Here is a 25,976-nt window from a genome sequence, read left to right as displayed (position 1 = left end):
TATCCTGTGCGGACCAACGGCAACTGGGGTTCGGAAGTTTTTTCGGTTTGGCGGGAACCGGGCTGTTTGTGCTGGATCTGTGGCTTCTTCGCGTGTTCTGGTGCGTGGTTCGGTGCGCGTGGCTTGTGGATAGTTTTGTGTTATCCACAGGCCGTTTTGGCGGTTTGCTGCGCGTTTGCGGGTTTCGGTTTAGCGTTGCCGGCATGAATCCTTTTGCGGCACTCGTGGCGGGGCTGACGAACCCGATTGATACCTTGGAGCATTTCGATGCCCAGGTCCTCAACGCAGTTGGCTGCAACCCTACTCGTGTTCGCGAATGGGCAAAGCTCCACACGGTCTACTACGGGAAAACGAGGTTCACCCGCAAACAAGCAGACGCTGTAGCTGTGGCACGCTCCACGCAGAAGTCCTTGGATCAGCTTGTCCTTATCGAAACCCGCCTTGCCGGGATCGACGACCCCGGCAACAAATGGGAGCTACGGCTTGCTCTGCTTTCCGTTAAGGGGGATTACAAGACGCTTCAGCGCCGTTCAAAAGACATTGTGCCAGAGGTGGACAAGCCTGCCCCGGAGCCAACAGTGGGGTTTGGGCGTTCGCGTGAAAAGTCCCGCCCTATGAACGTCATGGGCTCAGAGCAAGATATGGCAGCTATTGAGTACGCGCTTCGTCAAAGAGTCACTGGTGAAGGTCCTGCCGGCCCACAGATGTATGAGGCATTAATGAGCATTCTGGGTCTTCGTCCTGATGCTGAAGGCGAAGGGGATGCTGCCCCATCGCGGATTGCCCCTGCCATCCCCCGACCACTGATCCTCATCCCGTTAGACGAGCACATCAACATCATCGGCGGTGACGGCGACGACACGGTACTGGGGCTGACTGATGGCACGACGATCACCGGTGCGCAATACCTGACGCACCATCACGGGGCCGAGTTGGAGGTGGCGTTGTTCCACCCGCAGGAAGGCCCGGTGAACCTGTATGACACACAACGGTTCGCTAACCAGAAGCAACGTGACCTGGCGCGTGCCACGATGCCGACGTGTCCAGTGCCGGATTGCCGGCATGCTGCCGATAACTGTCAAGTCCACCACATCCGTGCCTGGTCGAAAGGTGGGCACACCAATATGGATAACCTGGCGATGCTGTGCCGCTATCACAACCGCACCAACGATGACGACCCGGAACACGCCTACCGGGGCAGGGTGGAAAACATCCGCGGCACACCAACCTGGCGATCACCCCGGGGGTACTTGGTGGCTAATACTGTCCACCCCTACGGGGCGATGACACTGCTCTACGGAAGATAAGCGAGACACCTCACACCTCATGTCGAAAGCCAGCAACAGCTGGTCTTTCGGCATGCCCAAAAACAGGCTGTGTGGTTCGGTTTGACAATAGTGATCACCGCGAGGCAAAACCCCAGGACACTGATCGTGATTCAAGGCGATAGTCAAACCGGATCGTCCAACCAGCCCATCACCACACAAGGCCCCGGCAACCACAAACGCCTCACCGGGCAATTCAGCACGATGGGACAGACCAGCTCCCCCGCATCACGGCGTTCAGAGACATTTTCTCCCCCTTAACCCTGCCCTGTGAGGGAGTAAACTGTGAGGTGAGTCCCGCACCGTGAGGTTCTGCGGTGTCTGGCGCGATCGTGCCCCTATCCACCGTCAGCAAAAGAAGGATGCACATTCCTATGAGCTCCGAAATCTTCCTTGAAGTCGAGTCCAAGTTTGCCGTCGATGACACCACGGCTGTGCCTGATCTTATGCAGTTGACTGCGGCTGAGTCCCTCGCCGATCCGGTTGAGCGAAATCTGTCGGCAATCTACTACGACACTCCTGATTTGCGTTTGACCCTCGCGAAGATCACGCTGCGCCGACGCACCGGCGGCAATGATGATGGCTGGCATATCAAGCTCCCTGGCGATATCGGCCGGACTGAACTTCACGCACCACTGGGTGATGCGACTACCCCGCCGGAAGAGCTTCTCGAGGCAGTTCGCGCGATCGTGCGGAATGAGGCGTTCGCGCCCATCGCGCGGGTGGATAACACCCGTACGGAGACTCTCATTCTTGGTGCGGACGGAGAGGTGATCGCCGAGTTTTGTGATGACCGTGTCACCGCCCAGTCCTTCCTGCCCGGTGGTCAAGAGAAGTCCTGGCGCGAGTGGGAGGTGGAACTGAGTCCCGCCGTGCATGAACGGTTGGACGGCGCAGCCCTTCTCCACGAAGCCACGTCTTTACTGTTGAACCAGGGGGCACGCGTCGCCGAGTCCCCGTCCAAGCTCACCACCGCCTTGGGCGATTCGGTGAACCAAGCGCCTCTGCCACCGCACATGGATACCACCGCACTGGAGCAGTTCGCGTCGGATTCACCTGTCCACGTTGTCATGGACGCTCTGCGCACCCAGCGCAACAAGCTGGTGGTCAACGACCCGAAGGTGCGCGCTGATGAGCCTGATTCTGTCCACCAGATGCGCGTGGCCACCCGTGAATTGCGCAGCCTCCTTGCCACCTTCGAAGGGATCCTCAACGCCGATCAGGTTCATCCGCTCGAAGCTGAACTCAAACTCCTTGCTGACCTGTTGGGTGTTGCACGCGATGCTGAGGTTGTGGAGGATCGCCTGGTTACTCAGCTTGATGCCGATACCTCCGGCATGATCGACGACATCGCTGCCACACGCATCCGCGATACCATGCGCCGCAAGTATGAGCGTGCCCATAAGCGCATTGTGAAAGCCCTCAGCTCCCCGCGCTACCTGCAGCTTCTCGACGACTTGGATGCCACCCTTGCTTCCCCACCTCTCACGGCGGGCATTGTCCACGAGGCTGAAGGCACAGAGGAAGCTGCTGTGGCACCCGCCGACATCCTCTTTGAGCATCTCTCCGAGGCCTACTCGAAGGTGCTTACCCGCTTTGAGCAGGCTGAGCAGCTTCAAGCCGGCGCAGGTAAGGAACCGCTGACGTGGCAGGATCGCGCCGACGCCCTTCACGATGTGCGCAAGGCCGTGAAGAAGTTGCGTTACTGCGCTGTCGCCGCGGAAGCCTCTGAGCTGGACACGAAGAAGCTCATCAAGGCCTGCGCGAAGGCCCAGGATGTTCTTGGCGAGTACCAGGATTCAGTGGCTACCCGCCAGCGGTTAGAAAAGTTCACCGCCCGGGCACGCCGCCACGGCGAGGACACCTTCACGTACGGCATGCTCTACCAGCACGAAATTGAGCGTGGTGACAAAGCGCTGAGGAAGTATCCGAAGGCCCTAGCCAAGGTGCAAAAGGCCTTCAAGAAGTCAGGGCAGAGGGACGATTAACCGCTCATCCCTCTGCTTCGTGGGAAAATAGCTGGTTATTTTTCCCACGATGCTGGTTGACCCCAGTCGTCGTCTTCTTCGTCTTGGGCTTCGGCCTGTTTGTTGCGCTCCGCTGCTTTTTCAAGGGCGTGCTCGGCTTCTTCTCGGGTGTCATAGGGGCCCATGCGGTTATCCCAGGAGGTCTCTTTGCCTTGGGTGACTTCGTGGGTGGTGGGATCAAAATAGAATTTCTCGTCTGCCATTGTTGGCTCCTTTCCTGGAGCGGGCCTGCCCCGCGTACTACACCACCAAGGCTACATGGCGCGTTGGTACTGTTGTGGCTGTAATTAAATGCCGAGCAGAAGGACTTTATCCATGCCTGTGTGGACCGCACCGCAGACCCCCGCTACCACCCGCGTGGAGCAGCTGCACCAAAGCGTGACGGGAAACTTCCCTCGCCATGTAGCTAGTGCGCCAGGCACGTTTATGGTTATCGGCGAGAATGCTGACCACTTCGGTGGGGTTACTGTGGTGGGCTTGGCGGGGGTGCGGGCTGCGGTTGCGGTGAGTCCTCGCGTAGACAACATGATCGCAGTGCACACAGATTTTGCGGGCCAGGAAATCGCTGATCAAGTTGAGGGCGCGCAGCTGGCGCAGCTGAGCGATTCTGGTTTTAGTTCTTTTGCCGCTGCGGACGCACCATCAACGCAAGATGAACCTCCGCGCGGCTTGGCGGTTCGTTTGGGTGGTCTGGTGAACACCTTGATTGGTCGGCAAATGCTCTCCCGGGACACGAGCGGTGTGGATATCACGGTAGTGTCCGACATCCCGCTGGGCTCCGGCTTGGGTGCACTTCACGCCACGGACGCGGCATTGTGCTTGGCGTTGCTTGCGGATGATTCAGATATTGATACTGCTCCCCTGCGCACCCGCCTCGCCGAGATCGCCTCGCAGTCAGCGAAGACTTTCTCCGATGTGCCCGTGGTGCGCTCCCGTCATTCGGCTGCGATGCGGGGGGCTGGGGGAACGGTCTCCGTTGTCGATTACGCGGATGGTTCCTTGACTCAGGCTCCGCACCCGATCCGGGAAGACGTGCGCATCTTCGCGGTGGCCGCAGGTTTCGACGAGGTCTTCGCAGATAAGGCTGATTCTGTGACGAAGGGCCGTCAGTTCATCGATGATGCCTGCACAAATTTCGGTGTCAGTTCCTTGCGCCAGTTGCCAGAGGCCTCAGAACGCGTGGTGGAGTGGGTGGATGCTCGCCGCCAGGTAAACGGGGCCGATTCTGCACCCAAGCTGGAGGCAGCTCGTGCTTGGGTGGTGTTCTGCGAGACGGAGACGAACCAGGCCATCCTCGCTGCGAAGGCGTTGCGTTCCATGCATGGGGATGAATTCTTCGCAATCATCAACACTCCGGCACAGACCCCTGGGCTGCCCGTGCCAGAGCAGCTGGTAGAGCTACTCACCCTGCGTGGGGTGCGTGCTGCCCGCCCGGCGGCAGCGGGGATGTCGCAGGCAGTCATCGCGTACGTGCCAGCCAAAGACGCGGACAACCTGATGGCGGATCTTGCCGCTGATGGCCTGGCCGTCATGGAGGTCACGCAGGGCGAGCCTGCAAGCGTGGACGGCTAGTCCGCCGGCCACGCAAAGAGTACATCGCGTTCCTGCGGGTTTGCGTGGATCAAGGAGAGCATTGTTTCCGTCGCTTCAGCGGGTTGGCCTGCGCATTCGGCCAGAACTGGCGGGTCCAGGATGAACACGCGGGCAGTGCCAGCGGATTCATTCGTCTGCATGACCACAGCTTGGAAATTGTGGCCGACCCACGGTTGAAGCACGGTGGCCTCCGTGAAGTTAAGGCAGGCCCGATCCACGGTGTTAGCCAACTGGTTTGTGCGCATCATGGTTTTCAGCACCGTCGGCGCATCCTCGCGCACCCACTGCGGTACCTCAGTGCCGGCGCTTAACGCCAGGCATACCTCCGTGGCATAGCGATCCACCAGGCGACGCAACGGCGCGGTCACGTGCGAGTAGTAGCCTCCAATGCCAGCGTGAATCTCCGGTTCCTTCTCCGCCACATCCACGTATCCCGCGCCACGCAGAAGCTTCTGCGCTTCACGCATGATGGCCATGCCACGCGGGGTGTCCGCATCTACAGAGTGCAGGAACAGCCCGATGTCCGTGTCTTGTGCAAGCGCATACCCCAGTGCCCATGCTTCTGAACGGAAGGTCTGCTCAGCACTGTTTTCTGCCGGTCGCAGCGTGCGCAGAAAGCCCGTTCCAGCCGCCTGCATCATCTGACCGGCTGCCATGCCAGTGAGCAGGGAGATCTCCGAGTTGTAGTCCATCACTTTGTGGCGCGGCTCAATGATGAGTTCATACTCATCGCCTTCGCCTTCGCGTACGCGCACGGACGGGAGGCGCAAGTTGATTGCTTTTCTGCGTAACGACGACGCCGCCCGCAACTCCCCCACCTGCGGGAGCAACTCAATCGAGGGATGAAGTTGGCCCGCTTCAAGGTCCGCCTGCACACCGTCATAATCCAAGCGCGCCACCGAATGCACCATCGCGCGGACAAGGTCCACGGACTCAATCTCGCCCGCCGCGTCCAGGTCGAAGGTCCACAGCACAGCTGGCCTATCGACGTCCGCCAGAAGCGACGCCGACCCCTCACTCAACTCCTCCGGATGCAATCGCGCGGGTTCATCCGGCAGGTAGATGGTTTGGCCTCGCTCGAGTGATTCCTGATGTAAAACACCACCCGGCTCAATGAATGCTGCCACATCCGCGATGGCGTAGTACACGCGGAAGCCTTCGCCTCGGCGCTCAATGGCCACTGCCTGGTCCAAGTCCTTGGAGCTGGCGGGGTCGATGGTGACGAGGGGGATCCAGCGGGCGTCGATACGCACATCTGCATACCTGTCCGTCGCGTGCGCAGCTGCCTCGTGCAATTCGGGCGTGAAATCCGTGGGCACCTTGAATTCAGTGGCGATCGGGCGGAAATCAAGTGGCGCTGCGTAAAGCTTCATGTCGGCCCATTCTGGCAGAAACTGGGCGAGTGAGCCGACCTATGAGCCGGATTCTGTCTCTCCACGTGGTTCACGTGGAGGTGGTGATCATCCATCTAGGGCGACCATTGCTGGGCGCCTCAAGCAGCTACCTTCGGACTTAGCGGGCCGCCTTCACATCCGACAACCGCTGCCCAAAAGACAGCGGCTCTTGCCTTGCTCCCGGTGGGGTTTACCTGGCCGGCTGTGTCACCACCGCCGCCGGTGCGCTCTTACCGCACCCTTTCACCCTTACCCGGATACCCGGGCGGTCTGCTCTCTGTTGCACTTTCCCGCGGGTTGCCCCGGGTTGCCGTTAACAACCACCGTGCCCTGTGGAGTCCGGACTTTCCTCGACCCCTGCCTGCCCACATGCGTGGCGGTACAGGACGCCGCGATCACCCGGCCGACTCACTCGCACCGCCACTGTACTCTGCCCGTGCGTATTTCATGGAAATCTAGCGGAAGTGAGCGACGTCATTGACGCAGCGCACCACGCCCATTTCCCCGTAGAACTCGATGATGGAAATGGAGGCGAGGTCCAAGAACACGTGGCTAAACGTGTTCGGGCCGGATTCCAGCGCCTGCCGGATGACGGACTTGATGGGGGTCATGTGGGTAACCACCAGTACCGTTTCGCCCTCGTACTCCTCTTGGAGTTTCAAGCGGGCGCGGGTGATGCGGCGATGCAGAGCACTCAGGGATTCCCCGTTCGGCGGCGCCTGCGTGGTGCTGGCCTGCCATGCGGCGAATTCGTCCGGATACTTTTCCTGCGCTTCATCCCTGGTGAGCCCCTCGAAGTCCCCGAAGTCCACTTCCCGGAACCCATCCACGGTGACCACATCCCCGGCGGTGACGCCGAGGGCCTCCGCGCACGCACTCGCGGTTTCCTGGGTACGTGTGGTGGGAGATGCGATGATGCGGTCAATTTGCCCCAGCTTGGACACAGCCTCCGCTGCCCGGCGCGCCTGCTTCCAGCCCAACTCCGTCAGCTGGGGGTCCGATGAACCGCTGTAGCGCTTGTCCGCGGAGTGTTCCGTCTGGCCGTGGCGCAGCAGCACAAAGCGTGTGCGCGGTGCATCCGTGCCGTGCCAATGGGCGGGGCTGGCTACCACATGGCTCTTGCCGCTCGTAGCCTTCGCAGGTTCCTGGCCGACATCAATGATGCCCGGCTTGGCCCCCTTCGCAGCGGCATCCATGGCCACGTTCGATAGCTCATCGGCTTTCTTGTTCTTCTCTCGCGGCACCCAGTTGTAGGACACGCTCTGGAAACTCTGCGCCAGATCACGGGCTTCCAGCGCCAACTTCTTCATGTCTGGGTGCTTGATCTTCCACCGGCCAGACATCTGCTCCACGACGAGTTTGGAGTCCATGAAGACATCCACCTCTGTCGCCCCTAGATCCCGCGCTGCCTCGAGGCCGCGCAGCAGGCCGTGGTACTCGGCCACGTTGTTGGAAGCATCTTGACCAACGACGTAGGCGATTTCGGCGAGGGGTGCCCCGGTAGCGTCGAAAAGCACACTGCCCGACCCCGCAACCCCCGGATTCCCGCGGGAACCACCGTCGGCGTAGATGGTGATTTTCATGCGCTACTCGCTGTCACGCACGAGCAACGTGCCGCAATTGGGGCAGGTGGGAAGCTCATCTGCTGGGACGGCCAGGATCTCATTGCGCTCAGCTGGCGGCAGCTGAATGAAGCAGGAACCACACGTGCGGCCGTTGAAGTGCGCAGCACCCACCGTGGCGTACACGCCCAGAATGGATGCCGGCAGCTGCGCGCGCAGCTCCTCTGTGTTCACCGGCTCCTTCTCCGGCAACGCATCCACTGCGCGCTGGGCTGCCTCGATCTTGCGGTCCAGCTCATCCAACTTCGCACCGTGCACATCGCGGTTATTGCGCAGAGCCTTGACCTCGCCGTGCGCCTCCTTGAGTTCGTAGAGCAGATCAGCAATGCGGGACTTCGCCGCGTAACGGTCATGTTCCAAATCCTTGCGACGCTCCGGATCCGTCTCCGCCGTCAACTGCCGCTTGTCATCCAGCTCGCGCTTCTTCAGCTTGCGCTCATCCTCCTGGATGCGCAGGATCTCAGCCTCCAGATCATCCACAGCAAGCTGTGCGGCCGCAGACGCATTCACCAGGCCCGGGCGCTTCTTCAACAACTCCGCCAGCTCCTGCTCCTCCGGAGAGTTCGGAGCCGGGTTCGCTGCACTACGCTCCGCCTCAGCGAGAGCGAGCAGGGTGCGCTGCTTATCAATGTCCAAGTGCATGGGGTCAAACTCCTACTTAATTTGTCTCGTTGGTCTCGTTGTTGGCGTGCGCAGAGATCGTCCATGGATCCGTGCGCAGGGAGATAATCTCCGTTTGTACATCCGGGTAGGCCGTGGCCACAACCTCGCTGGCCTGCGAGGTCCACGGGAACTCGCTAGCCCAGTGCGCAGTGTCAATGACGGCGGGACCGCCGGCGCGCAGATGCTCATCCACTGGGTGGTGGCGCAGATCTGAAGTAACGTACACATCCACCCCCAGGCGGGCCACATCCCCCAAGAAGCTATCGCCGGAACCGGAGGATACCGCGACCTTCTTCACCATCTGCTCCGGATCCCCCGCAGCGCGCACGCCCCACTCCGTGACCGGCAAGGCGTTGGCCACCTGCTGGGTGAACTCGCGCAGGGTCATCGCCTCCGGCAGCTCACCCACGCGGCCCAAACCGGTGGCAGTGTTGATGTCCCCGGTGTACTCGAGGGTGACCACATCAAACGCCGGCTCCTCATACGGGTGCACCTCACGCAGCACGCTGACCAGCCGTGCGCGCAGCTTCGTCGGCGCCACAAACTGCACTCGCGTTTCCTTCGCCGAGTAGTGCTCCCCCACCACACCATCAGTAGGATCCGCCCCGTCCTCCGGGGTGAAACCACCGGAACCATCCCACGCGAAGCTGCAGTGGGAGTAGTTGCCGATGGTGCCAGCGCCAGCGTCGAAAAGCTTCTCCAGCATCTCCTGTGCATGCGCGGCGGGCACGTGCACGCCCCACAGATCCGTCGAGTTCGGCTCAACGACCTTGATCGGGCGGCCCGGTGTGATACCCACCAGCTCAGCGAGCTTGTCCGAGACTCCCGGGCGCGCGGAATCCGCATTCGTGTGCGCCGCAAACAGCGCGCAGCCGCCACGCACCAACGTGTGAATGACCTTGCCCTTCGGCGTATTCGCCGCCACCGAGCTCACCCCACGCAGCAACAGCGGGTGGTGCACCACCAGAAGATCCGCCCCCAACTCCACCGCACGATCCGCGACCGCCTGCGTGCAATCCAGCGCGAAGGCCACCTTAGACACCTTCTCCGCCGGGTCCCCACAGATCAGCCCCACCGCGTCCCACGACTCCGCGAGGTTCGGCGGGTACGCCTCCTCCAACGCGGCAACAATCTCGCCGACAGTCCTATCAGTCATGCACCCAAGTCTAGGGGACGCATTGCCGGCGTCCCGCCCCGCTGTCATGCTGGGTGGAACGAATTTCTCACCCAAGGAGACCCCATGATTCACATCGATTTCGTGTGCACAGGCAACATCTGCCGTTCGCCCATGGCGGAAGTCATCATTCGCCAGAAGCTTATCGACGCCTCCCTGGACCCCCACATCCGCGTCACCTCCTCCGGCATCGGCGGCTGGCATGTGGGCAACCCCGCAGATCACCGGGCTGTGGCTGAGCTTGCCGCCGCTGGTTATGACGGCTCCACCCACCGCGCCCAGCAGTTTGGTGGCACGCAGATGAACGCCGACCTCATCGTGGCGCTAGACACCCGACACGTCTCCGAACTTGCGGCCCGAGGCGTGCCCGAAGAGAAGATCCGCCTGCTGCGTTCTTTTGACCCCGCTGCCCCGTCAGGCGCTGGCGTGGAAGACCCATACTACGGCGGCCCCGAAGGCTTCACCATCACCCGCCAGCAGATCGAAGCCGCCGCCGATGGCATTCTGGACTGGGTCCGCGAGCGAGTAGAGTAGGCGCCGTGACCACCTCGAACAGCCAGACCACCAAACCACTGTGGAAGTCTTTTGTGAACCCCGGCTGGGTCATCGCCGCCATTTTGGCCATCGCCTTCTCCTGGTTTGCCATCACCTGGTTGTCTCCGTGGCAACTGAACAAAGACCACGACATTAAAGAACGCAACCAGCGAATCGAAGCGGCATTCGAGGCCGACCCGGTCGACGTCAACACCATCCTGGCTGAGGGATACACCCCCGAGAAGGAATGGACACGTGTGACCATGACCGGGCACTACAACCCGGACAGTGAAATCCTCCTGCGCCTGCGCCCGGTGGACGGCACCCCTGCTTTCCAATCGCTCGTGCCTTTCACTTTGGACTCCGGCGATACCATCCTGGTCAACCGCGGCTGGGTCCCCGCTGCTGAGGGCGGTACCCGCGTTCCCCCTTTGGACCCTGTGCCTACCGGTAACACCACCCTGTCGGCGATGCTACGCACCTCCGACCCCGCCACGGAGAGCACTCCGCTTGAGGAGCAGGGCTACACCATGGTCCAAACCATCCACACCCCTCAAATTGCCGAGGTCACCTCCCAAGACCTGGTCAGCCCCTATGCCCAGTTGCTTTCCGACCAACCCGGTGTCCTCAACCCCATCCCCCTGCCCATGCTCGACCGCGGCAACCACCTCTCCTACGGTCTGCAGTGGATCGCCTTCGGCATCATGGCGCCTGCCGGACTCGCCTACTTCCTCTACTCCGAAATCCGGGAACGCCGCCGCTACCGCGACGAACAGCGGGAGATGGAAGCGTTGACCAGAGTTTCTACTGACTCCTCCGGTTTCTCCGACCCCACTGCCGCTTCACCTGATGAGCCTGCCTCTTCTACCACCCCCGAAGTCTCTGCCGCTGCCCCGGCCCCGGCCCGGGCGCGCTACGGCCAATCCCGCAAGAACCCGTGGGCAGAGAAGGGCCACAAGGGGTTCTAGGCCAGGCGACACTAGGCCTCCCACAGCCCTCCCCACCCTGACACGCGCCTAGCCGGCTGCAGAAATGCGCTACCCCAGGTTTCAGATGAACCAGTTTTAGATGAACCGATTTTTCGCCATGTAATCTTTTACAGGTGACAGGTGCGCGCCCTAGGGCAAACCAACAGCCACTCCCCATTGAGCGGAAAGTGGCTGTGAGCTGGTGCGCCATGACGGGCTCGAACCGCCGACCTACTGGGTGTAAACCAGTTGCTCTTCCAGCTGAGCTAACGGCGCGCACATGAATGAACACGTGGGGTGAACATTAACACGCCCCCAACGATCTGAACAAAAGGGCCGGTCAGCGCTTTACCGGTCAGAGCTTCGACGGCCCGGACCAGTTAACGCTTCGCGCCGGCGCTGCGGAGGCAGGATCCTTGCCAGTCGCCTACGCGGTCAGCCTTGGTTTGCAGAAGGCCTGCAAGCTGGGCAGATTCAGAGATGTCGCCTGGGTGCACCTCTCCGGGCTTGTTCGCGCCTGGGGTGAGGAGCCAGATACGTCCACCATCGCCAAGGTTACGGCCCGCGTCGACGAGGACATCAACGAGGTCATCGTCGCCGGCTCGGTGCCAGAGAAGGACAACGTCGCAAAGCTCATCTGTGTCTTCATCAAGCAGGAGTTCCCCGATGTGGTCCTCGATGGCTTCGGACAAGGACGAATCACAATCTTCGTCCCACCCGAGTTCCTGGACTACATCGTCTGTAGAAATTCCCAGCTTGTCTACGTAGTTCACAGCACCAGTGGCGCCCACTGTCGAATTGCCTCCCATTGCGTCGGATATGGATATAGCCAGGATACCGCGCATCTTGGGGGAATAGTGAACTTCGGGTGGCTCTGCGCAAAAGTAGTATCCTCGAACGTGTACTTAGGGCCTTTTGGCCCACTTCTTTGCACCACGTTCACATGTCTATGGAGGTACCCAATGGCCGACACGAATTCGGACAACCCTGACCTCACAACTCCACACGCAGAGGATACGAACATCCCGCTCATTCGTGATGGGGTTGCTTCCTACATGCACGATCCAGACCCGGAGGAAACTCAGGAATGGATCGATTCCTTGGATGGCCTGTTGGAGGATTCGGACCCGGAGCGTGCCCGCTATCTCATGCTTCGCCTGCTGGAGCGCGCCTCTGCCCAGCGTGTGCCGTTGCCGGCGTTGACGTCGACGGATTTTGTGAACACCATTCCCACAAAGTTGGAACCGGATTTCCCTGGCGATGAGGAGATGGAGAAGCGCTACCGCCGTTGGATTCGGTGGAACGCGGCGATCATGGTGCACCGTGCGCAGCGCCCAGGTATCAAAGTTGGTGGCCACATTTCCACCTACGCCTCAGCAGCAGCGCTGTATGAGGTTGGTTTCAACCACTTCTTCCACGGCAAGGATGCGCCGCAGGGCGGTGACCAGATCTTTGTGCAGGGTCACGCCTCCCCGGGTATTTATGCTCGCGCGTTCCTGGAGGGCCGCCTGAGCGAGGAGCAGATGGATGGCTTCCGCCAGCAGAAGTCGCGCCCCGACGTTGGTATGCCCTCGTACCCACACCCGCACGACATGCCGAAGTTCTGGGAGTTCCCCACCGTGTCCATGGGCTTGGGCCCGATGAATGCGATTTACCAGGCACGTTTTAACAAGTACCTGCAGGACCGCGGGATCAAGGACACGGACCAGCAGCACGTTTGGGCATTCCTCGGTGATGGTGAGATGGATGAGCCGGAATCCCGCGGTCTGCTCCAGATGGCTAGCCTCTATGAGCTGGACAACCTCACGTTTGTGGTGAACTGCAACTTGCAGCGTCTCGACGGCCCGGTGCGCGGCAACGGCCAGATCGTCCAAGAGCTGGAGTCCTTCTTCAAGGGCGCCGGCTGGAACGTGATCAAGGTGATCTGGGGCCGTGAGTGGGATGAGCTGCTGGAGAAGGATGAGGATAACGCTCTCGTCCACATCATGAACACCACCAAGGACGGCGATTACCAGACGTTCAAGGCCAATGACGGCGCCTACGTCCGCGAGCACTTCTTCGGCCGCGACCCGCGCACGGCGAAGCTCGTGGAAGACATGACGGATGAGGAGATCTGGAATCTGCGCCGCGGCGGCCACGATTACCGCAAGGTCTACGCCGCCTACAAGAAGGCACTGGAGACCAAGAACGGAAAACCGACGGTCATCCTGGCTCTGACTATCAAGGGCTACGGCCTGGGCCACAACTTCGAGGGCCGCAACGCGACCCACCAGATGAAGAACCTCACGCTGGATGATCTGAAGCTCTTCCGCGATAAGCAGGAAATCCCGATCACGGATGAGGAGTTGGAGAAGGACCCGTACCTCCCGCCGTACTACAACCCGGGCCCAGACTCGGACGAGGTCAAGTACATGATCGAGCGCCGCAAGGAGCTGGGCGGGTACTTACCGGAGCGTCGAGAAGCGTACACGCCGCTGGAGATGCCGGATTTTGAAAAGACCTTCAAGGCGCTGTTCAAGGACTCGGGTCCCCAGAAGGTGGCGTCCACTATGGCGTTGGTGCGCACGTTCAAGGCGCTGATGCGCGACAAGGAGATCGGCAAGCGCGTGGTGCCCATCATTCCGGATGAGGCACGCACCTTCGGTCTGGATTCCTGGTTCCCCACGCTGAAGATTTACAACCCCAAGGGCCAGAACTACGTTCCGGTCGACCATGATCTGCAGCTGTCCTACCGCGAAGCCACGGACGGGCAGATTTTGCATGAGGGGATTAATGAGGACGGGTCGTCGGCAAGCTTTATTGCAGCAGCGACAAGCTATGCGACGCATGGTGAGCCCATGATCCCCATGTACATCTTCTACTCCATGTTCGGTTTCCAGCGCACGGGCGATAATTTCTGGGCTGCTGGTGATCAGATGGGGCGTGGCTTCATCGTGGGTGCAACGGCAGGCCGCACGACCCTGTTCGGGGAGGGCCTGCAGCACATGGATGGGCACTCCCCTGTTCTGGCGTCGACGAACCCTGCGGTTGTGCCATACGATCCAGCGTTTGCGTACGAATTGCCATACCTCATTCATCGTGGCATTGAGCGCATGTATGGCAAGGACGGCGGGGAGAATGTCATGTACTACCTCACCGTGTACAACGAGCCGATCCACCAGCCGGCACGCCCGGAGAACCTCGACGTTGAGGGCTTGCACAAGGGCATCTACCTGTTCGATCGTGGTGAGGAGAAGGAGAACAACGTCTCCTTGCTCGCCTCGGGTGTAGGTATGCAGTGGGCACTGCGCGCGCAGCAGATTCTGCAAGAAGACTACGGGGTAGGTGCGTCTGTGTACTCCGTGACCTCGTGGACGTTGCTGGCACGGGATGGTGCTGCGCGGAACAAGGCCCGCATCCACACCCCGGACCAAGATCCGGGTGAGGCGTTTGCCACCACGCAGTTGAAGCAGACGTCGGGCCCGTACATCGCTACCAGCGACTTCTCCACGGACCTCCACGAGCAGATCCGCCCTTATGTGCCAGGCCGGTACGTGGTGCTCGGTGCGGATGGCTTCGGCTTCTCCGATACGCGCGAAGCTGCTCGCCGCTACTTCAACATTGATGCGGAATCCATGGTTGTGGCCGCACTCACGGCGCTCGCGGATGAAGGCAAGCTGGATATCTCCATCGCCGCGCAAGCAGCGAAGGATTTGCTTGTCGACGATCCGACGGCCGCCTCCCCCACCCACTCCGGCTCCGATCAGGGCGAAGAAAACGCGGTGGAGTAGGTGCTTTCGTGGGGTAGACCCGAATAGGCAATTAGCCTGTTTTAATTTGGCAGAGCTAATTACTTGTTATCGTCTACCCCATGAGCCGATTGCATTCATCCTCCCGCCAGCAGCCGTTAGACCTGTTGATCGTCGGTGCTGGGCTCAGTGGCATCGACCTCGCTCACCACGTGAATGCGAATTTTCCGGAGTGGAATTGGCAGATTGTTGATTCCAATAAGGCTGTCGGCGGCACCTGGGTGACGTTTACGTACCCGGGGATTCGCTCTGATTCGGACATGGCCACGTTCTCCTTTCCGTTCAAGCGGTGGCCTCACAAGGGCAGCCTTGGGTCGGGCGAACGAATCCAGGAATACATCGAGGATGTCGCGCGTGAAGAACGGGTCTTTGAGCGCCTGACCCTACACACCTGGGTGAAGAGCGCGAACTTTGATTCCTCGGCAGGCCTGTGGGAAGTAACCATGTTGACCCGCAGTGATGGCCAACCAATCCCCGAAGGCCACGCACCCGAGGATGTGACCCTGACTGAACACACCGTGTGGACAAAGCACCTGCATTTTTCCTCCGGATACTACAAACATAACCGTGGGTTCACGGCGGAAATCCCTGGCATGGAGCGCTTCCACGGCACCCTCATCCACCCACAGCACTGGCCGGAGAACCTGGACATGGCGGGGAAGAAAGGCATCATCATCGGCTCCGGCGCCACAGCCGTGACGTTGCTGCCCGCTCTGCATGAAGCTGGTGCGGATGTAACCATGCTGCAGCGCACCCCCACCTACGTGGCGCCACTGCCCAATCGGGACAACATCACCGCCGTGACCACGAAGCTCATGCCGGAGCAGCGCGCCCTCTCCACCGCGCGCGCCCTGCACATCGGGCGCGACATGATGCAGTACTGGCTGTGCCAAGGGTTCCCGCGTCTGGCGCGCGGCTACTTCATGCTTCTCAACCGCTTGTACATCCCATTTAAGGACATCATGGCCCACTTCAACCCGCCATACGCCCCGTGGGACCAACGCGTGTGCAAATCCCCGGACGGCGACTTTTTCAAGGCCATCCAGAACGGCGCCAAGGTTGTGACCGGAAAGATCGCCACCGTGAAAGAAGATGGCATCCAGCTCCAGGACGGTTCCTTCCTGCCGGCAGATGTCATCATCACCGCCACTGGCCTGGATATTCAGGTCTTTGGTGGCGCCACAATATCGGTGGATGGTGTGAAAAAGCCGATTCCTTCCGCCGTGGCCTACCGCGGACTTATGGTGGATGGGCTGCCCAACTTCTCCTTCACGGTGGGCTACCTCAATCAGTCCTGGACCCTACGCGCAGACCTCGTATCCCGCTACATGTGTCGATTGTGGAAGCTCATGTCCTCCGACGGTTACACCACCGCCACGCCCCGCTTCCCCGCACACCTCACCGCCAATGCCCCACTGCTCAACATGGATTCTGGCTACCTCGTCCGCGCCCGCAAGGACCTGCCCACCCAAGCCGAAGCGGATCCCTGGACGTTCACCCAGGACTACATCCACGAATACCGGACCTGGGGCCGCAAGAGCACCGACCTGCGCAAGGACATGGTGTTTTCCTAAGGTGCTTGGAGCTTATTCACTAACCGGATAATCGCTGCCGTCACTGCCCCCGCCGCATCCAACGGCGGCATATGACCCGACCGTGGCAGTACTTGCAGGGCAGCGTCCGGCCACACCTCGTGGAGCGCTTCTGATTGTTCCAGTGGCGCCACTGTGTCAAGCTCTCCGACCACAATGTAGCCGGGAACACCCTGGAGTTTTTCGGCCGTGGCCCGTTCCGAGTGCTCGCGCAAATCCGGGAAGAACCCCTCGTAGGTACGCAGCGGAGTGTCTTGGATCATCTCTGCATGGAAGCGGATGATCTCCCACGGCACGTGCCCTGCATAAAACCCCACCGCTAATAATGGTGCCAATGCCGAGGTCACCCCAACACGCACTGCCTCGGACAAGCCCGGCATCGCCTGCACAGCGCGGTACAGAAGCGTTCCTACTCCGCCACCCAAGGCCTGCGGCATGCCACGTTCCGTGAATGGGTCCACGGCCGACGAGATCTGCACACTGCCAGCCAAATTAAACCCCTCCGACTCGCCGGCATAGCGGCGAATCAGAGACAAAGAAACCGGCCCGCCTAAGGAGTGACCCACCACAATCACCGGGCCCATGACACCGCGGTCTCTGATCACCGCCATCACGTCATCGGCAGCGCCATCCACGTTCAACTCTGTGGGTGTGGCTGCCCCGAACGTCGCTACAGTGTCGGTGGCGGTGTTGCCGTGGCCGCGGACGTCGACAAGCAACTGGCGGACACCCGCTGATCTAACAGCCTGTTCTTGCAGATAAAACGACTGCGAAGAAATATTGAAGCCATGCACGTATACAACGGTCAACTCCGCGTCCTGTGGACCCGACTCATACCAATGCACCGCGATTGACCCGTTGTGTGTTGTCCCCTCCTGCATGCCGGTTAACCCCGGGGCACCGCTTTCGGCCCGGCGTGCACGATCCCAGGCAGGGGTACTGATCTCTAGGAAAGCGCGCAGATTCCGGGCAATGGACATGCGGTTGATCGTAACCGCTAGTGGCACAATGGCCGCATGGAGCTTTCCCAACGCCTAGACCTTGCCAAGTTTGGTTTTGATACCCCCAAGTCCCCCGGTGATGAGTCCGAATTGCAGGATATCCCCCGCGATGGCGACGCATTCGCGCAGCTAGGTGCACTGTTGGTCAAGGTCGGTGTTGCAGAGAATGCCGAGTCAGTCTCCCCTGCAGACACGCTCGATGGCCTGGACGTGGATTCCCTTACCCAGATCGAGTTCGTCGTGCGCGCTGAGGATCACTTTGGGGTGCGCATCAACGAGGATTTGTTCAGTTCCTGGGACACGCTGGGGGACATGGCCCATTATCTTGCCGATGCGAGTGAAAGATTCGCACGCTCCACTGACGCCACGAAGAACTGACCTGGGCTTTCACCGCCACCTGCAGCGGGGCCATGTCAGATCCTTCACTAAAGGCCCCTAGACACTCGCGTGGAAGCGGAAAGTCCCGGCAAGCTCGGCCAGATGGGCGCGGAACTCGGCCAACTCGTGGGCTGGCGCCACAATCACCTCTCGGCAACCGATAGTTTGGCTGGAACCGTCATTGCGCCAACGAGTGAACCAGATGGTGTCCCAGACGTCTTCCGGATCCAGTAGCAGAGGTTCATCCACCGGCGCTGCAGGCGGACTAAGGTGCACAGCCATGAGCTCTTCAACGCGGAGACGAAGGTGCCGCGGCATTCCATGGATCGTCAGTACTGCGCGCTGAATAGGGCTCTGGCATGGCAGGGGGCGCGCGTAGGTAGGGGCGATGAGTGTTGTTGTCATGGCGGGGATCGGTCCTTTCATTAGTAACGCACACAGCATGTACAGCTGTTACGTCAAGACGAGGCTCGTCTTCCCCTACGCCCTCATGTGACTCACGGCAATTGTTCCTTCCCTTTAGCCACATGGACAACCCTCAACCTGCGCTTTATCCCCCCATTCCCTCAAGCTGCACTTGAGCTTTAGTAACGCATTAATCCCTCGCCCAGCCCTCCGACGAGCCCTCCCCATGCCGTTCAACATAGACGCGGAACAAGGCGGCGAGGAACTCTTCGGGGGTAGGTTCCCTCGTACCCGCCAGCTGCTCGCGGACTTCGCCTTTGGTGGGCATCACGCCGTCGTCGGCAAGCGGGTCGTCGCGCATGGTGGCTTCTTTTTCTCGGCGCCACTCACGCACTTTGTTGGGTTCCAGTGTGCGCACAAGTTTGGTCATCCAGATGTCAAAGCGGCCGGCCTCATTGCTGGCGGGCACGTACCACTTGGCCCAGTACGCAACGGTACCGAGGGTGAATGCGGTCAGTGGTGCAACCACGAGCGCAACGGATGGGTCCGCAACCTGATACAGTGTCAGGGCTGTTGCGGACCCAACGATCGCCGGCACGACGTACATTTGCTGGTCGTTGAGGATGCGCGGGATGCGCCCGATAAGCACCTCGCGGATCACCATGCCACCCGTCGCGGTCATCACCCCCATTAGGATGCAGCCGATCCAGGTCACTCCCATCCCCAGCGCGGTCACGGTGCCGGTGGTGCACCACACGCCGAGAATCACCATGTCAGCGTGGAATCGCGTGAGTTCCCACACGTAGCCACGTAGGTTCATGAGGAATGCCACGGCCGCACCGACGAGCGCGATACTGATGTACCACGGGTCCGACAGTGCGGCGACGGGGGTGTTGCCAATCAGCGCATCGCGCATCATGCCACCAGCCATGGCGGAGATGATGGCGATGAGCATGAACCCGACGGCGTCGAAACGCAATCGCCGCGCAACCGTCCCACCGATCAGTGCGTTCAAGAACACGCCGATGAGATCCAGAATCGCGATGGCTTGGCCTACCGCGTTATCGATTCCTCCGAAATACACGAGGTCATCATAGCGAGCGGTAGATCCGAGTGTTCGTTTCTTGCCACAGGGGTTTCGCCCAGTCACCGAACTCACGGTCAGTGAGGACCACCATCGCAGCGCTTATCGACGCTCCCCCGCCCGGCACCACCCACACATACGTCCCACTCATCCCGAAGTGCCCTACTGTCTCCGGCGGCATAGTGTTCCCGGTCCAGTGAGGTGTTTTCTTCCCCTTGATCTCAAATCCGAGGCCCCACGGGCATGGCTTTTGCATGCCATAACCAGGAACAATGCCGCGCAGGTCTCCGAATTGGTTGGTGTACGCCTCGGCCAGCGTCTCCGGCGCGAGCAGCTGCGGTTCCAGCAGCTCTTTCGCAAACGCTGTCAGGTCCGCTACCGTCGATCGGCCGCCGTGACCCGCGGAACCGTAAATCTCCGTGTTGTGCATCCCCAGCGGCTCGAACACCCCCTGGCGAGCGTATTCCGCGAAGCTCATACCGGCTTCATTTTCCAACGCCTCCGCCAAAATCTCGAACCCCGCCGAGGAGTAAATCCGCCGCTCCCCCGGCTTCTTCTGCGGCTTCCGGTCGTTGAACCCCACCCCAGATGCGTGCGCCAACAGGTGACGGACCGTTGACCCCTCCGGCCCACACGGCGTATCCAACTCAAAGACACCCTCCTCCACCGCCATGAGGAATGCGTAGGCCGACAATAGCTTGGTCACACTCGCCAACTCATAGATGCGCTCTTGGTCTCCCTGCTCGACCATCACGCTGCCATCCCCCGACAGCAACGCCGCCGACACGTTCGCATCGTCCCAGCCCGGACCGTTCAAGTTCAGTTCCATGCCCGCCAGCCTAGTCGGGCACCGAGGAAACACTGAGGCACGTGCATGACAACGCAATGAATCAGCTCACGCGGACCTTGTGATCCCGCCGAATATTTGAGGATGACGACGCTTCAACAGCGGGTTTGAAGGATGTCCACTTTAGTGGACACAAAAAGGTTTCCTTCGCCTTTACAACATGGCATTGTTGTTTGTGTCCGATGAGATTCGGACTGGCCTGGGGAACACAACAATCGGGGGTATCGCTGTATGCACAAGCAGATAACAACTGTCATCACGGCTGTAGCCGCTGTGTGCTTGCTTTCAAGTTGCACGGCGACGGGCTTATTCGGACAAACCGGTCCATTGCCTGAGACAGGCCCAAAAGAAGAAGCACCCGCACCAGCGTTGCCTGACGCTGGATCAGAGTCGGCACAGGAGGATGTACCTGCGTTTCATTTCGCTAGTGGGGATTTGGTTCTGGGGGATTTTGACCCCACCTCAGTTAAGAACAATATGTTTAATCCCTGTGAAGAGATTTCCGCTGAGGAATTCGCGCTATTAGGGTTCAAAACCATACAACACCATGCGGTTCCTCCCGGTGGCGGGGCAGGTTGTGGGCTTACAGGTCGCGATACTCACAGGGGATACGCGATCGTCATGACTACCGTCACGCGCTCTCTAGTAGAAGATGCACCGAATGTGTTGATCAGTGATTCAGCGTCAGAGGCTATTCCAGGACTCATTACCTATAGGGGGCAAGGGGAAGGTGGCCTAGCTTGCGTGGCAGCCGTTGATACTGTGCGTGGCCAACTTTCGATTGTGGTTGATGAGGGAACTCAGCCCATCGGACTCGATGAACTGTGTTTATCCGCAGTTCAAATTATCGAAGAGCTATACCAAAATGAAAGAAATTAGATCGGGGATTATATATGAGCATGTACTTGGACATCGAGGCCGTTAAACGGGCAACAAACTCACTAGATCACGTCTCTCAACTACTCACAGGAGCGCATGCTGCTGTACGCACACTGAACCCTGCCCCTTTTTCTGTTGTCTCTGGTTTGGATCAGGCGGGGCAGATGCATCAGGCGATTAGTTCGGTTAGTGAGCCTGAAGCAACCCGGGGGTTAGCTCAATTTTTTGCTAGTGCTGCTGAGTTGCTGCACCAGCAGGTTGATGGGTTTGTTTCGGTGGATGCGGGCATTGGGGAGTCTTTCCGTTCTGCTGCAGGAAATGTCTCTAGTCCAGTGGCGTTATCGCCACTGGAGCGGCCGCAGTCGAATCCTTTTCATGTTGCCTTTCCCGTTGCGGGCCGACCAGCGAATCTAGAGGTACTGGTCTCACAATTAGCGGCAACAGATTTCACATCAATGTTCGACATTTCACAGAACTGGTTTTCCACTGCTTCTGTGTTGGTTCAGGCGTTGGGGGAACTTCCTGGGGCTATGGGGTTGTTGTCGACCTCAGCTGAAACTGATGCGATACACAACGCGATAGCAAACGTGGAGTTTGTCGACGTCATGGGGCGCCATTATGCAGCTAAGTCCCACATGTTGGGCAGTCATACTGGTGGGCTAGCAACGCTCAGTCAGGCTACTGCCGTAGAGGCTGCCGCAGCCTTAGGTGCCGTCCGTAGTACAGCTGATCCTGTGGCATCAAAAAGCCTGGAAGAAGTATTTTTAAGTACGTTTGGGCCACGGCTGACAACACAGCTAGCACCCACGGTGCCGACCTTTGAATCACTACTGCCACCGATGAAGCCAGGGTCTAGCCACATCATGGACGACGGAGCGGCTCATGGAGGGGTCCCGGAGTTCACCCGCGAAGCGCTACCACAGGTAGTCAACAAAGCATTAGCTCATACAGGCTGGGGTGATCTCACGCATGCCACAACCCCGGCTGAGATCGTGGAGCAGGTAGGCAAACCGAATCCGGATATGTTGGATTTGATTGCCTCTGGTGCTACCCCCACCCAGGTAGCCAGTGCCACTGCCCCATCACTACCACCAGTCGGTGCGCTAGGTGGCGCACTAACTGGTGGTGCCGGTGCGAGTGCGAGTGCGAGTGCGAGTGCGCTCACTGGTAGTGCAGCCGGTGCCGTTGGCGGGCTTGGTGGGGCTATGCCTCTTGCCGGGCGTGGTGCCGCAGGGTTGAACGGTGGTGTCGGTGCTGGTGGCAGGGCCGGAGCAGGCGCAGGTGGTTCTGGTGCACTAGGTGTCCGAGGTGGGTTTAGTACCCCACCAGGAACCGGTGGCGGTGCAGGTACCGGGGGTGTGGGACCAGCACCAGGCAACGGGGCCGGTGCTGGGACCGGTGGTGTGGGTGCCGGTAGCCCAGGTGCAAACCCACGAACCGGCGGAGCTGCCGGTATCACTGGTGGTGGGTACGGCATGGGTCCTGCTGCTGGTGCTGGCCGCGGTGGGCGGAACGGACAGCAAAAGCGTGGCCGGGTACAAGCAGTCACCTCAGCAGTAGAACGTGAAGGCAACCTCAAAGCACTCCTTGGTGAAGCACCCGAAGTCGTCCCCGGCGTCATCGGCGCATGGGTACGCGAACCCAAACGCTAGGCATCTGTGCGCCTAACTTCCCGGTGTTCGTAGCATTCCTCGGCATTTAATAGGAGCTGTGCACGATTCTGGAGAGTGGAGAGAGCAGGAGTGGGGTACAGAAGTTTCCAGCGCTGGCACAATCGGAGCCATGACGAATCCAGCACAGAACCCACGCCTGCCTTTGTCCGTCGCCGAGGAAGCAATCGATGACATGCTCGCGGATGCCTTCTCGCTAGTGAACATAGAGACGTACAGCTTTGATAAACCGGGGCTGGATGAGGGGCTGGAGGGGTTGCTGGGGGTCGTCGATAGGCGACTTGGTGCCCCCGATGAGCAGGAGCGTTTCAGCGGCGACGAGCTCGGCGACATTGTGGTGCGCACGTATCGTGGCAGTCTGCCTGGCCGTGTGGTGATTGCGGGGCATTATGACACGGTGTGGCCTGCAGGAACGGTGGCTGCGTGGAATCCGCTGCCCCATGAGGACCCGCGTGAACGACTGTCCGGACCGGGGTTGTTCGACATGAAAATAGGTCTCACGCAGGGCATATGGGCGCTCAAATTGCTTCGGAGCGCCGGCCTCCCCCACCCAGACGTCACCTATATTTTCAACGGCGACGAGGAAATCGGCTCGCCTGCCTCCCAACACATCATCGAAGACGCTGCCCGTGGCGTCGATGCCGCATTCGTTCTGGAAGCCAGCGTGGACGGCAACGTGAAGGTCGCGCGCAAAGGCATCGGCGACATCACCGTCACAGCAACAGGGATTGAAGCACACGCGGGTCTCGAACCGGAGAAAGGCGCCAGCGCCATCATCGCCTTGATGGAATTCTGTCTCGAAGCCGCGAAGCTCGGCGACCCAAACAAGGGCACGACGGTCAACGTAGGTGTCATCACCGGCGGATCAAGCGCCAACGTTGTCGCGGGTACAGCCTCCGCGAAAATCGACGTCCGCCATTGGATTCCGGAGGAAACAGAGCGTATCGACGCCGCCCTAGCCTCCATCACCCCCTCCGACCCCCGCGTGTCCATCGCCGTGAAGAGCAGCTGGAACCGCCCTCCCATGCAGCACACCGCCGGTACCGAAGCCCTGTTCCAACTCCTCAAAACCCAAGCCACTCTGCTTGACCACGCTGACCTGCAGGGCATCGCCGTCGGTGGCGGTTCCGATGCGAACTTCATCTCCGCCATCGGCGTTCCCGTCGTCTGCGGACTCGGCGCCGGTGGCGCGGGCGCGCACGCCCGCTACGAGTACGTCTACCCCGACTCAGTGCCCTTCTTCACTGCGCTGCTGGCAAACACCATCGCCACCATCAAGGGCCCAGTGGTTTAAAGCGGCCACTTGACGTCGCAGTTCTGCTTCAGCCAGTTACCAAACGCAGTCAAACCGATCAGCCCCAACGCAACCCAGAAGGCAACATACAAGCCCCTCATCACTGGGTCCGAAGACATCCCGAAGAAAGATGAACCTTCACTGGAACCCGAAGACCCGTCCTGCGGTGCCGGCTTCTCCGAAGTAGTCGTCGGAGTCGTGGTTTCCGCGGGTGTCTCAGTCTCCTTGGTTGGCTCGGTCTCAGAAGACGGCTCGGTCTCAGAAGGTGTCGGCTCGGTCGTTGATGTTTCCGATTCCTCAGAAGTCGTCGTCTCAATGGTCGGCGTCTCGGATTCCTCCGACGGCTCCGATTCCTTGGTCGGCTCGGTGCTCGTAGTCGACGGCTTCGTACCCTCGGAAGGCTTCGTTTCCTTCGTCGGTGTCTCAGACTCCTTGGTTGGTTCAGTCTCAGTGGAGGTCTCAGACGAAGTAGCTGTCGGCTCCGTCGTTGATGTTTCCGATTCCTCAGAAGTCGTCGTCTCAGTGGTCGGTGTCTCGGATTGCTTCGTCGGCTCAGTGCTTGTGTTCGACGGTTTCGGCTCCTCAGTAGGCTTCGTTTCCTTCGTCGGTTCAGCGCTCGTAGTCGACGGTTTCGTGGTCGTCGATGTGGGCTCCGTGCTGGTGGACGACGATGGCTCAGTTTCCTTCGTCGATGTCTCAGACTCCTTCGTCGGCTCTGTTTCAGAGGACGTTGGCTCCGAGCTCGGTGCTTCCGGTGTTGGATCTTCGGATGGTTCCGGCGCCTTAGTCGTCGTCGAAGACTCCCTCGTTGATTCCGGCTCTCTCGTCGGCTCGGTGCTCGTAGTCGACGGCTTCGGATCCTCGGAAGGCTTCGTTTCCGTCGGCGGCTCAGTCTCCTTCGTCGGCGTCTCAGGAGAAGATGTTGTCGGATCGGTCGTTGATGGTTCTGGCTCCTTGGTCGACGATGGCTCAGTCTTCTTCGTCGGCTTTGATTCAGAAGAAGTTGGCTCCGAACTCGGTGGTTCTGGAGTGTGCTCTTCGGAGGGTTCCGGCGACGGCTCTGGGGTCGGTTCCGGCTTTTCCACGATTGTCACTGCTGGAAATGGTGTGGCCGGCGCCTTTTGAGCGCCACTCCCCGTGTAGTCCTCGGAAAGGCCACAGCGAGCCAAACCGTTGAATGTCTTCCCAACAATCTTGCCGTTCAGAAGCCCCTGGACAAATGCTTCTGGCGGATTGTTCTTCGCATCAGCATTCCGGATTGTCGCTTGAGCGGTGCTACCAGGAGCGCCGGTGGCTTTGAGCTTCAAAGTCACCTTTGGCAACTTGCCCCTCTTAGTGTCCCCAGCATTGAACTGGGCGCCACCGTAAAACCAGCGGGCCTCATTGCCATTAAACCTACCCGGTTGCCACTCGGCAGGGTTGTCGCCAACGGGTTTTCCCGTGAAGCCTACAGGCCCAACGGTATGGGAATCGTCGCGTCGATTCTCGCCGACGAAACGGAGGCGGTTGCCATCCTGCAGCACGTTGAACGGACCTGACCCCCGTTAGGTAGACACCTGATATCCAGCCCAGTTGGGTTGAGAAGAAAGGTAATCTACCACCATGCCTAGGTACTCCGAACAGTTCAAACGTGATGCTGTGGCCCTCTACGAAAACAATGAGGATCTCACACTTCACGCGGCTTCAGCAGAGCTTGGAGTCAATCGTTCATCACTTTTCTCTTGGCTTAAGCAGTACG

At 60.0% G+C, this 25,976-nt stretch carries 23 protein-coding genes, 1 tRNA gene and 1 other RNA gene; 13 read left to right on the top strand and 12 right to left on the bottom strand.

The features are described from left to right. Positions 1-203: 203 nt before the first annotated feature. Together F4V54_RS11740 and F4V54_RS03825 are read left to right on the top strand one after the other, a co-directional pair. Positions 204-1,307 (top strand): HNH endonuclease signature motif containing protein, encoded by a 1,104-nt coding sequence (locus F4V54_RS11740; RefSeq protein ID WP_249041224.1) that lies wholly within the window; start codon positions 204-206, stop codon positions 1,305-1,307. Positions 1,308-1,699: 392 nt separating this feature from the next. Continuing rightward, positions 1,700-3,313 carry a CYTH and CHAD domain-containing protein gene (locus F4V54_RS03825; RefSeq protein WP_150386303.1) on the top strand — a complete coding sequence of 538 codons (1,614 nt, stop codon included), beginning with the start codon at positions 1,700-1,702 and terminating at the stop codon, positions 3,311-3,313. 35 nt (positions 3,314-3,348) lie between these two features. Here F4V54_RS03825 and F4V54_RS03820 read toward each other — a convergent pair whose 3' ends face one another. After that, positions 3,349-3,555: an SPOR domain-containing protein gene (locus F4V54_RS03820; RefSeq protein WP_102724214.1), complete on the bottom strand. Its 207-nt coding sequence runs from the start codon at positions 3,553-3,555 to the stop codon at positions 3,349-3,351. Between the two features lie 112 nt (positions 3,556-3,667). Here F4V54_RS03820 and F4V54_RS03815 point away from each other — a divergent pair, with 112 nt between their 5' ends. Then, complete coding sequence (locus tag F4V54_RS03815; RefSeq protein WP_150386302.1) at positions 3,668-4,924, top strand: galactokinase family protein; 1,257 nt, start codon at positions 3,668-3,670, stop codon at positions 4,922-4,924. On the opposite strand, the gene F4V54_RS03810 is transcribed toward F4V54_RS03815, so the two are convergent. The 5 genes from F4V54_RS03810 to F4V54_RS03790 all read right to left on the bottom strand — a co-directional run bounded on the left by F4V54_RS03810 (position 4,921) and on the right by F4V54_RS03790 (position 9,780). Continuing rightward, positions 4,921-6,318, bottom strand: a complete 1,398-nt coding sequence (locus tag F4V54_RS03810) for an RNB domain-containing ribonuclease (RefSeq protein ID WP_150386301.1) — start codon at positions 6,316-6,318, stop codon at positions 4,921-4,923. The genes F4V54_RS03815 and F4V54_RS03810 overlap by 4 nt on opposite strands. A 26-nt stretch (positions 6,319-6,344) precedes the next feature. Next, positions 6,345-6,750: RNase P RNA component class A (rnpB, locus tag F4V54_RS03805), an RNA gene on the bottom strand. Positions 6,751-6,794: 44 nt separating this feature from the next. After that, the gene (locus F4V54_RS03800; RefSeq protein WP_150386300.1) at positions 6,795-7,922 is read right to left on the bottom strand and encodes a bifunctional RNase H/acid phosphatase; all 1,128 of its coding nucleotides are present in this window, start codon (positions 7,920-7,922) and stop codon (positions 6,795-6,797) included. A gap of 3 nt (positions 7,923-7,925) precedes the next feature. Next, positions 7,926-8,603 carry a zinc ribbon domain-containing protein gene (locus F4V54_RS03795; RefSeq protein ID WP_150386299.1) on the bottom strand — a complete coding sequence of 226 codons (678 nt, stop codon included), beginning with the start codon at positions 8,601-8,603 and terminating at the stop codon, positions 7,926-7,928. 16 nt (positions 8,604-8,619) lie between these two features. After that, the gene (locus F4V54_RS03790) at positions 8,620-9,780 is read right to left on the bottom strand and encodes a Nif3-like dinuclear metal center hexameric protein (protein ID WP_150386298.1); all 1,161 of its coding nucleotides are present in this window, start codon (positions 9,778-9,780) and stop codon (positions 8,620-8,622) included. Positions 9,781-9,864: 84 nt separating this feature from the next. Between F4V54_RS03790 and F4V54_RS03785 the strand changes: the two genes are divergently transcribed. Then, positions 9,865-10,332, top strand: coding sequence for a low molecular weight protein-tyrosine-phosphatase (locus F4V54_RS03785; RefSeq protein WP_150386297.1), 468 nt, complete (start codon positions 9,865-9,867; stop codon positions 10,330-10,332). Positions 10,333-10,337: 5 nt separating this feature from the next. Continuing rightward, positions 10,338-11,300: an SURF1 family cytochrome oxidase biogenesis protein gene (locus tag F4V54_RS03780; RefSeq protein WP_249041223.1), complete on the top strand. Its 963-nt coding sequence runs from the start codon at positions 10,338-10,340 to the stop codon at positions 11,298-11,300. A gap of 200 nt (positions 11,301-11,500) precedes the next feature. Here the strand turns inward: F4V54_RS03780 and F4V54_RS03775 are convergent. Then, positions 11,501-11,576, bottom strand: a tRNA-Val gene (locus F4V54_RS03775). 104 nt (positions 11,577-11,680) lie between these two features. After that, entirely contained in the window at positions 11,681-12,109 is a 429-nt protein-coding gene (locus tag F4V54_RS03770) for a DUF3052 domain-containing protein (RefSeq protein WP_102724533.1), read from the bottom strand. Between the two features lie 153 nt (positions 12,110-12,262). Here F4V54_RS03770 and aceE point away from each other — a divergent pair, with 153 nt between their 5' ends. Beyond that, positions 12,263-15,070, top strand: a complete 2,808-nt coding sequence (aceE, locus tag F4V54_RS03765; protein ID WP_150386296.1) for a pyruvate dehydrogenase (acetyl-transferring), homodimeric type — start codon at positions 12,263-12,265, stop codon at positions 15,068-15,070. Between the two features lie 80 nt (positions 15,071-15,150). Then, on the top strand, positions 15,151-16,662 hold the full coding sequence (locus F4V54_RS03760; RefSeq protein ID WP_150386295.1) for a flavin-containing monooxygenase: 1,512 nt from the start codon (positions 15,151-15,153) through the stop codon (positions 16,660-16,662). On the opposite strand, the gene F4V54_RS03755 is transcribed toward F4V54_RS03760, so the two are convergent. Then, the gene (locus F4V54_RS03755; protein WP_150386294.1) at positions 16,659-17,660 is read right to left on the bottom strand and encodes an alpha/beta fold hydrolase; all 1,002 of its coding nucleotides are present in this window, start codon (positions 17,658-17,660) and stop codon (positions 16,659-16,661) included. The genes F4V54_RS03760 and F4V54_RS03755 overlap by 4 nt on opposite strands. A 36-nt stretch (positions 17,661-17,696) precedes the next feature. On the opposite strand from F4V54_RS03755, the gene F4V54_RS03750 reads away from it, so the two are divergent. Beyond that, entirely contained in the window at positions 17,697-18,059 is a 363-nt protein-coding gene (locus F4V54_RS03750) for an acyl carrier protein (RefSeq protein WP_150386293.1), read from the top strand. Positions 18,060-18,116: 57 nt separating this feature from the next. Here the strand turns inward: F4V54_RS03750 and F4V54_RS03745 are convergent, their stop codons facing one another. The 3 genes from F4V54_RS03745 to F4V54_RS03735 all read right to left on the bottom strand — a co-directional run bounded on the left by F4V54_RS03745 (position 18,117) and on the right by F4V54_RS03735 (position 20,377). Then, the gene (locus F4V54_RS03745) at positions 18,117-18,464 is read right to left on the bottom strand and encodes a hypothetical protein (RefSeq protein ID WP_249041222.1); all 348 of its coding nucleotides are present in this window, start codon (positions 18,462-18,464) and stop codon (positions 18,117-18,119) included. A gap of 190 nt (positions 18,465-18,654) precedes the next feature. Beyond that, positions 18,655-19,548 carry a trimeric intracellular cation channel family protein gene (locus F4V54_RS03740; RefSeq protein WP_150386292.1) on the bottom strand — a complete coding sequence of 298 codons (894 nt, stop codon included), beginning with the start codon at positions 19,546-19,548 and terminating at the stop codon, positions 18,655-18,657. Positions 19,549-19,555: 7 nt separating this feature from the next. Continuing rightward, positions 19,556-20,377, bottom strand: coding sequence for a serine hydrolase domain-containing protein (locus F4V54_RS03735; protein WP_150386291.1), 822 nt, complete (start codon positions 20,375-20,377; stop codon positions 19,556-19,558). 249 nt (positions 20,378-20,626) lie between these two features. Between F4V54_RS03735 and F4V54_RS03730 the strand changes: the two genes are divergently transcribed. The 5 genes from F4V54_RS03730 to F4V54_RS03710 all read left to right on the top strand — a co-directional run. Continuing rightward, positions 20,627-21,274, top strand: a complete 648-nt coding sequence (locus F4V54_RS03730) for a DUF3558 family protein (protein ID WP_150386290.1) — start codon at positions 20,627-20,629, stop codon at positions 21,272-21,274. A gap of 14 nt (positions 21,275-21,288) precedes the next feature. Next, on the top strand, positions 21,289-22,926 hold the full coding sequence (locus tag F4V54_RS03725; protein WP_150386289.1) for a hypothetical protein: 1,638 nt from the start codon (positions 21,289-21,291) through the stop codon (positions 22,924-22,926). Between the two features lie 130 nt (positions 22,927-23,056). Continuing rightward, positions 23,057-24,238 (top strand): M20/M25/M40 family metallo-hydrolase, encoded by a 1,182-nt coding sequence (locus F4V54_RS03720; RefSeq protein WP_150386288.1) that lies wholly within the window; start codon positions 23,057-23,059, stop codon positions 24,236-24,238. 9 nt (positions 24,239-24,247) lie between these two features. After that, positions 24,248-25,363, top strand: coding sequence for a hypothetical protein (locus F4V54_RS03715; protein WP_150386287.1), 1,116 nt, complete (start codon positions 24,248-24,250; stop codon positions 25,361-25,363). A gap of 477 nt (positions 25,364-25,840) precedes the next feature. Beyond that, positions 25,841-25,976, top strand: a 136-nt coding sequence (locus tag F4V54_RS03710) for a transposase (protein ID WP_150386286.1), incomplete at its 3' end; no start/stop codon positions are given.

This window comes from Corynebacterium tuscaniense (genome assembly GCF_008693065.1).
Taxonomy (GTDB): Bacteria; Actinomycetota; Actinomycetes; order Mycobacteriales; family Mycobacteriaceae; genus Corynebacterium; species Corynebacterium tuscaniense.
The sequence above is the reverse complement of the archived record's forward strand: the minus strand, read 5'-3'. Positions and strand labels throughout refer to the sequence as shown.

Excerpts from the sequence above, each read along its gene's own strand:
- F4V54_RS03785 (WP_150386297.1), top strand. The coding sequence starts at position 9,865 with ATGATTCACATCGATTTCGTGTGCACAGGCAACATCTGCCGTTCGCCC.
- F4V54_RS03760 (WP_150386295.1), top strand. The coding sequence starts at position 15,151 with ATGAGCCGATTGCATTCATCCTCCCGCCAGCAGCCGTTAGACCTGTTG.
- F4V54_RS03795 (WP_150386299.1), bottom strand. The coding sequence starts at position 8,603 with ATGCACTTGGACATTGATAAGCAGCGCACCCTGCTCGCTCTCGCTGAG.
- F4V54_RS03815 (WP_150386302.1), top strand. The coding sequence starts at position 3,668 with ATGCCTGTGTGGACCGCACCGCAGACCCCCGCTACCACCCGCGTGGAG.
- F4V54_RS03745 (WP_249041222.1), bottom strand. The coding sequence starts at position 18,464 with ATGACAACAACACTCATCGCCCCTACCTACGCGCGCCCCCTGCCATGC.
- F4V54_RS03800 (WP_150386300.1), bottom strand. The coding sequence starts at position 7,922 with ATGAAAATCACCATCTACGCCGACGGTGGTTCCCGCGGGAATCCGGGG.
- F4V54_RS03820 (WP_102724214.1), bottom strand. The coding sequence starts at position 3,555 with ATGGCAGACGAGAAATTCTATTTTGATCCCACCACCCACGAAGTCACC.
- F4V54_RS11740 (WP_249041224.1), top strand. The coding sequence starts at position 204 with ATGAATCCTTTTGCGGCACTCGTGGCGGGGCTGACGAACCCGATTGAT.
- F4V54_RS03725 (WP_150386289.1), top strand. The coding sequence starts at position 21,289 with ATGAGCATGTACTTGGACATCGAGGCCGTTAAACGGGCAACAAACTCA.
- F4V54_RS03770 (WP_102724533.1), bottom strand. The coding sequence starts at position 12,109 with ATGGGAGGCAATTCGACAGTGGGCGCCACTGGTGCTGTGAACTACGTA.
- F4V54_RS03730 (WP_150386290.1), top strand. The coding sequence starts at position 20,627 with ATGCACAAGCAGATAACAACTGTCATCACGGCTGTAGCCGCTGTGTGC.
- F4V54_RS03825 (WP_150386303.1), top strand. The coding sequence starts at position 1,700 with ATGAGCTCCGAAATCTTCCTTGAAGTCGAGTCCAAGTTTGCCGTCGAT.
- F4V54_RS03720 (WP_150386288.1), top strand. The coding sequence starts at position 23,057 with ATGACGAATCCAGCACAGAACCCACGCCTGCCTTTGTCCGTCGCCGAG.
- aceE (WP_150386296.1), top strand. The coding sequence starts at position 12,263 with ATGGCCGACACGAATTCGGACAACCCTGACCTCACAACTCCACACGCA.
- F4V54_RS03735 (WP_150386291.1), bottom strand. The coding sequence starts at position 20,377 with ATGGAACTGAACTTGAACGGTCCGGGCTGGGACGATGCGAACGTGTCG.
- F4V54_RS03810 (WP_150386301.1), bottom strand. The coding sequence starts at position 6,318 with ATGAAGCTTTACGCAGCGCCACTTGATTTCCGCCCGATCGCCACTGAA.
- F4V54_RS03755 (WP_150386294.1), bottom strand. The coding sequence starts at position 17,660 with ATGTCCATTGCCCGGAATCTGCGCGCTTTCCTAGAGATCAGTACCCCT.
- F4V54_RS03790 (WP_150386298.1), bottom strand. The coding sequence starts at position 9,780 with ATGACTGATAGGACTGTCGGCGAGATTGTTGCCGCGTTGGAGGAGGCG.
- F4V54_RS03750 (WP_150386293.1), top strand. The coding sequence starts at position 17,697 with ATGGAGCTTTCCCAACGCCTAGACCTTGCCAAGTTTGGTTTTGATACC.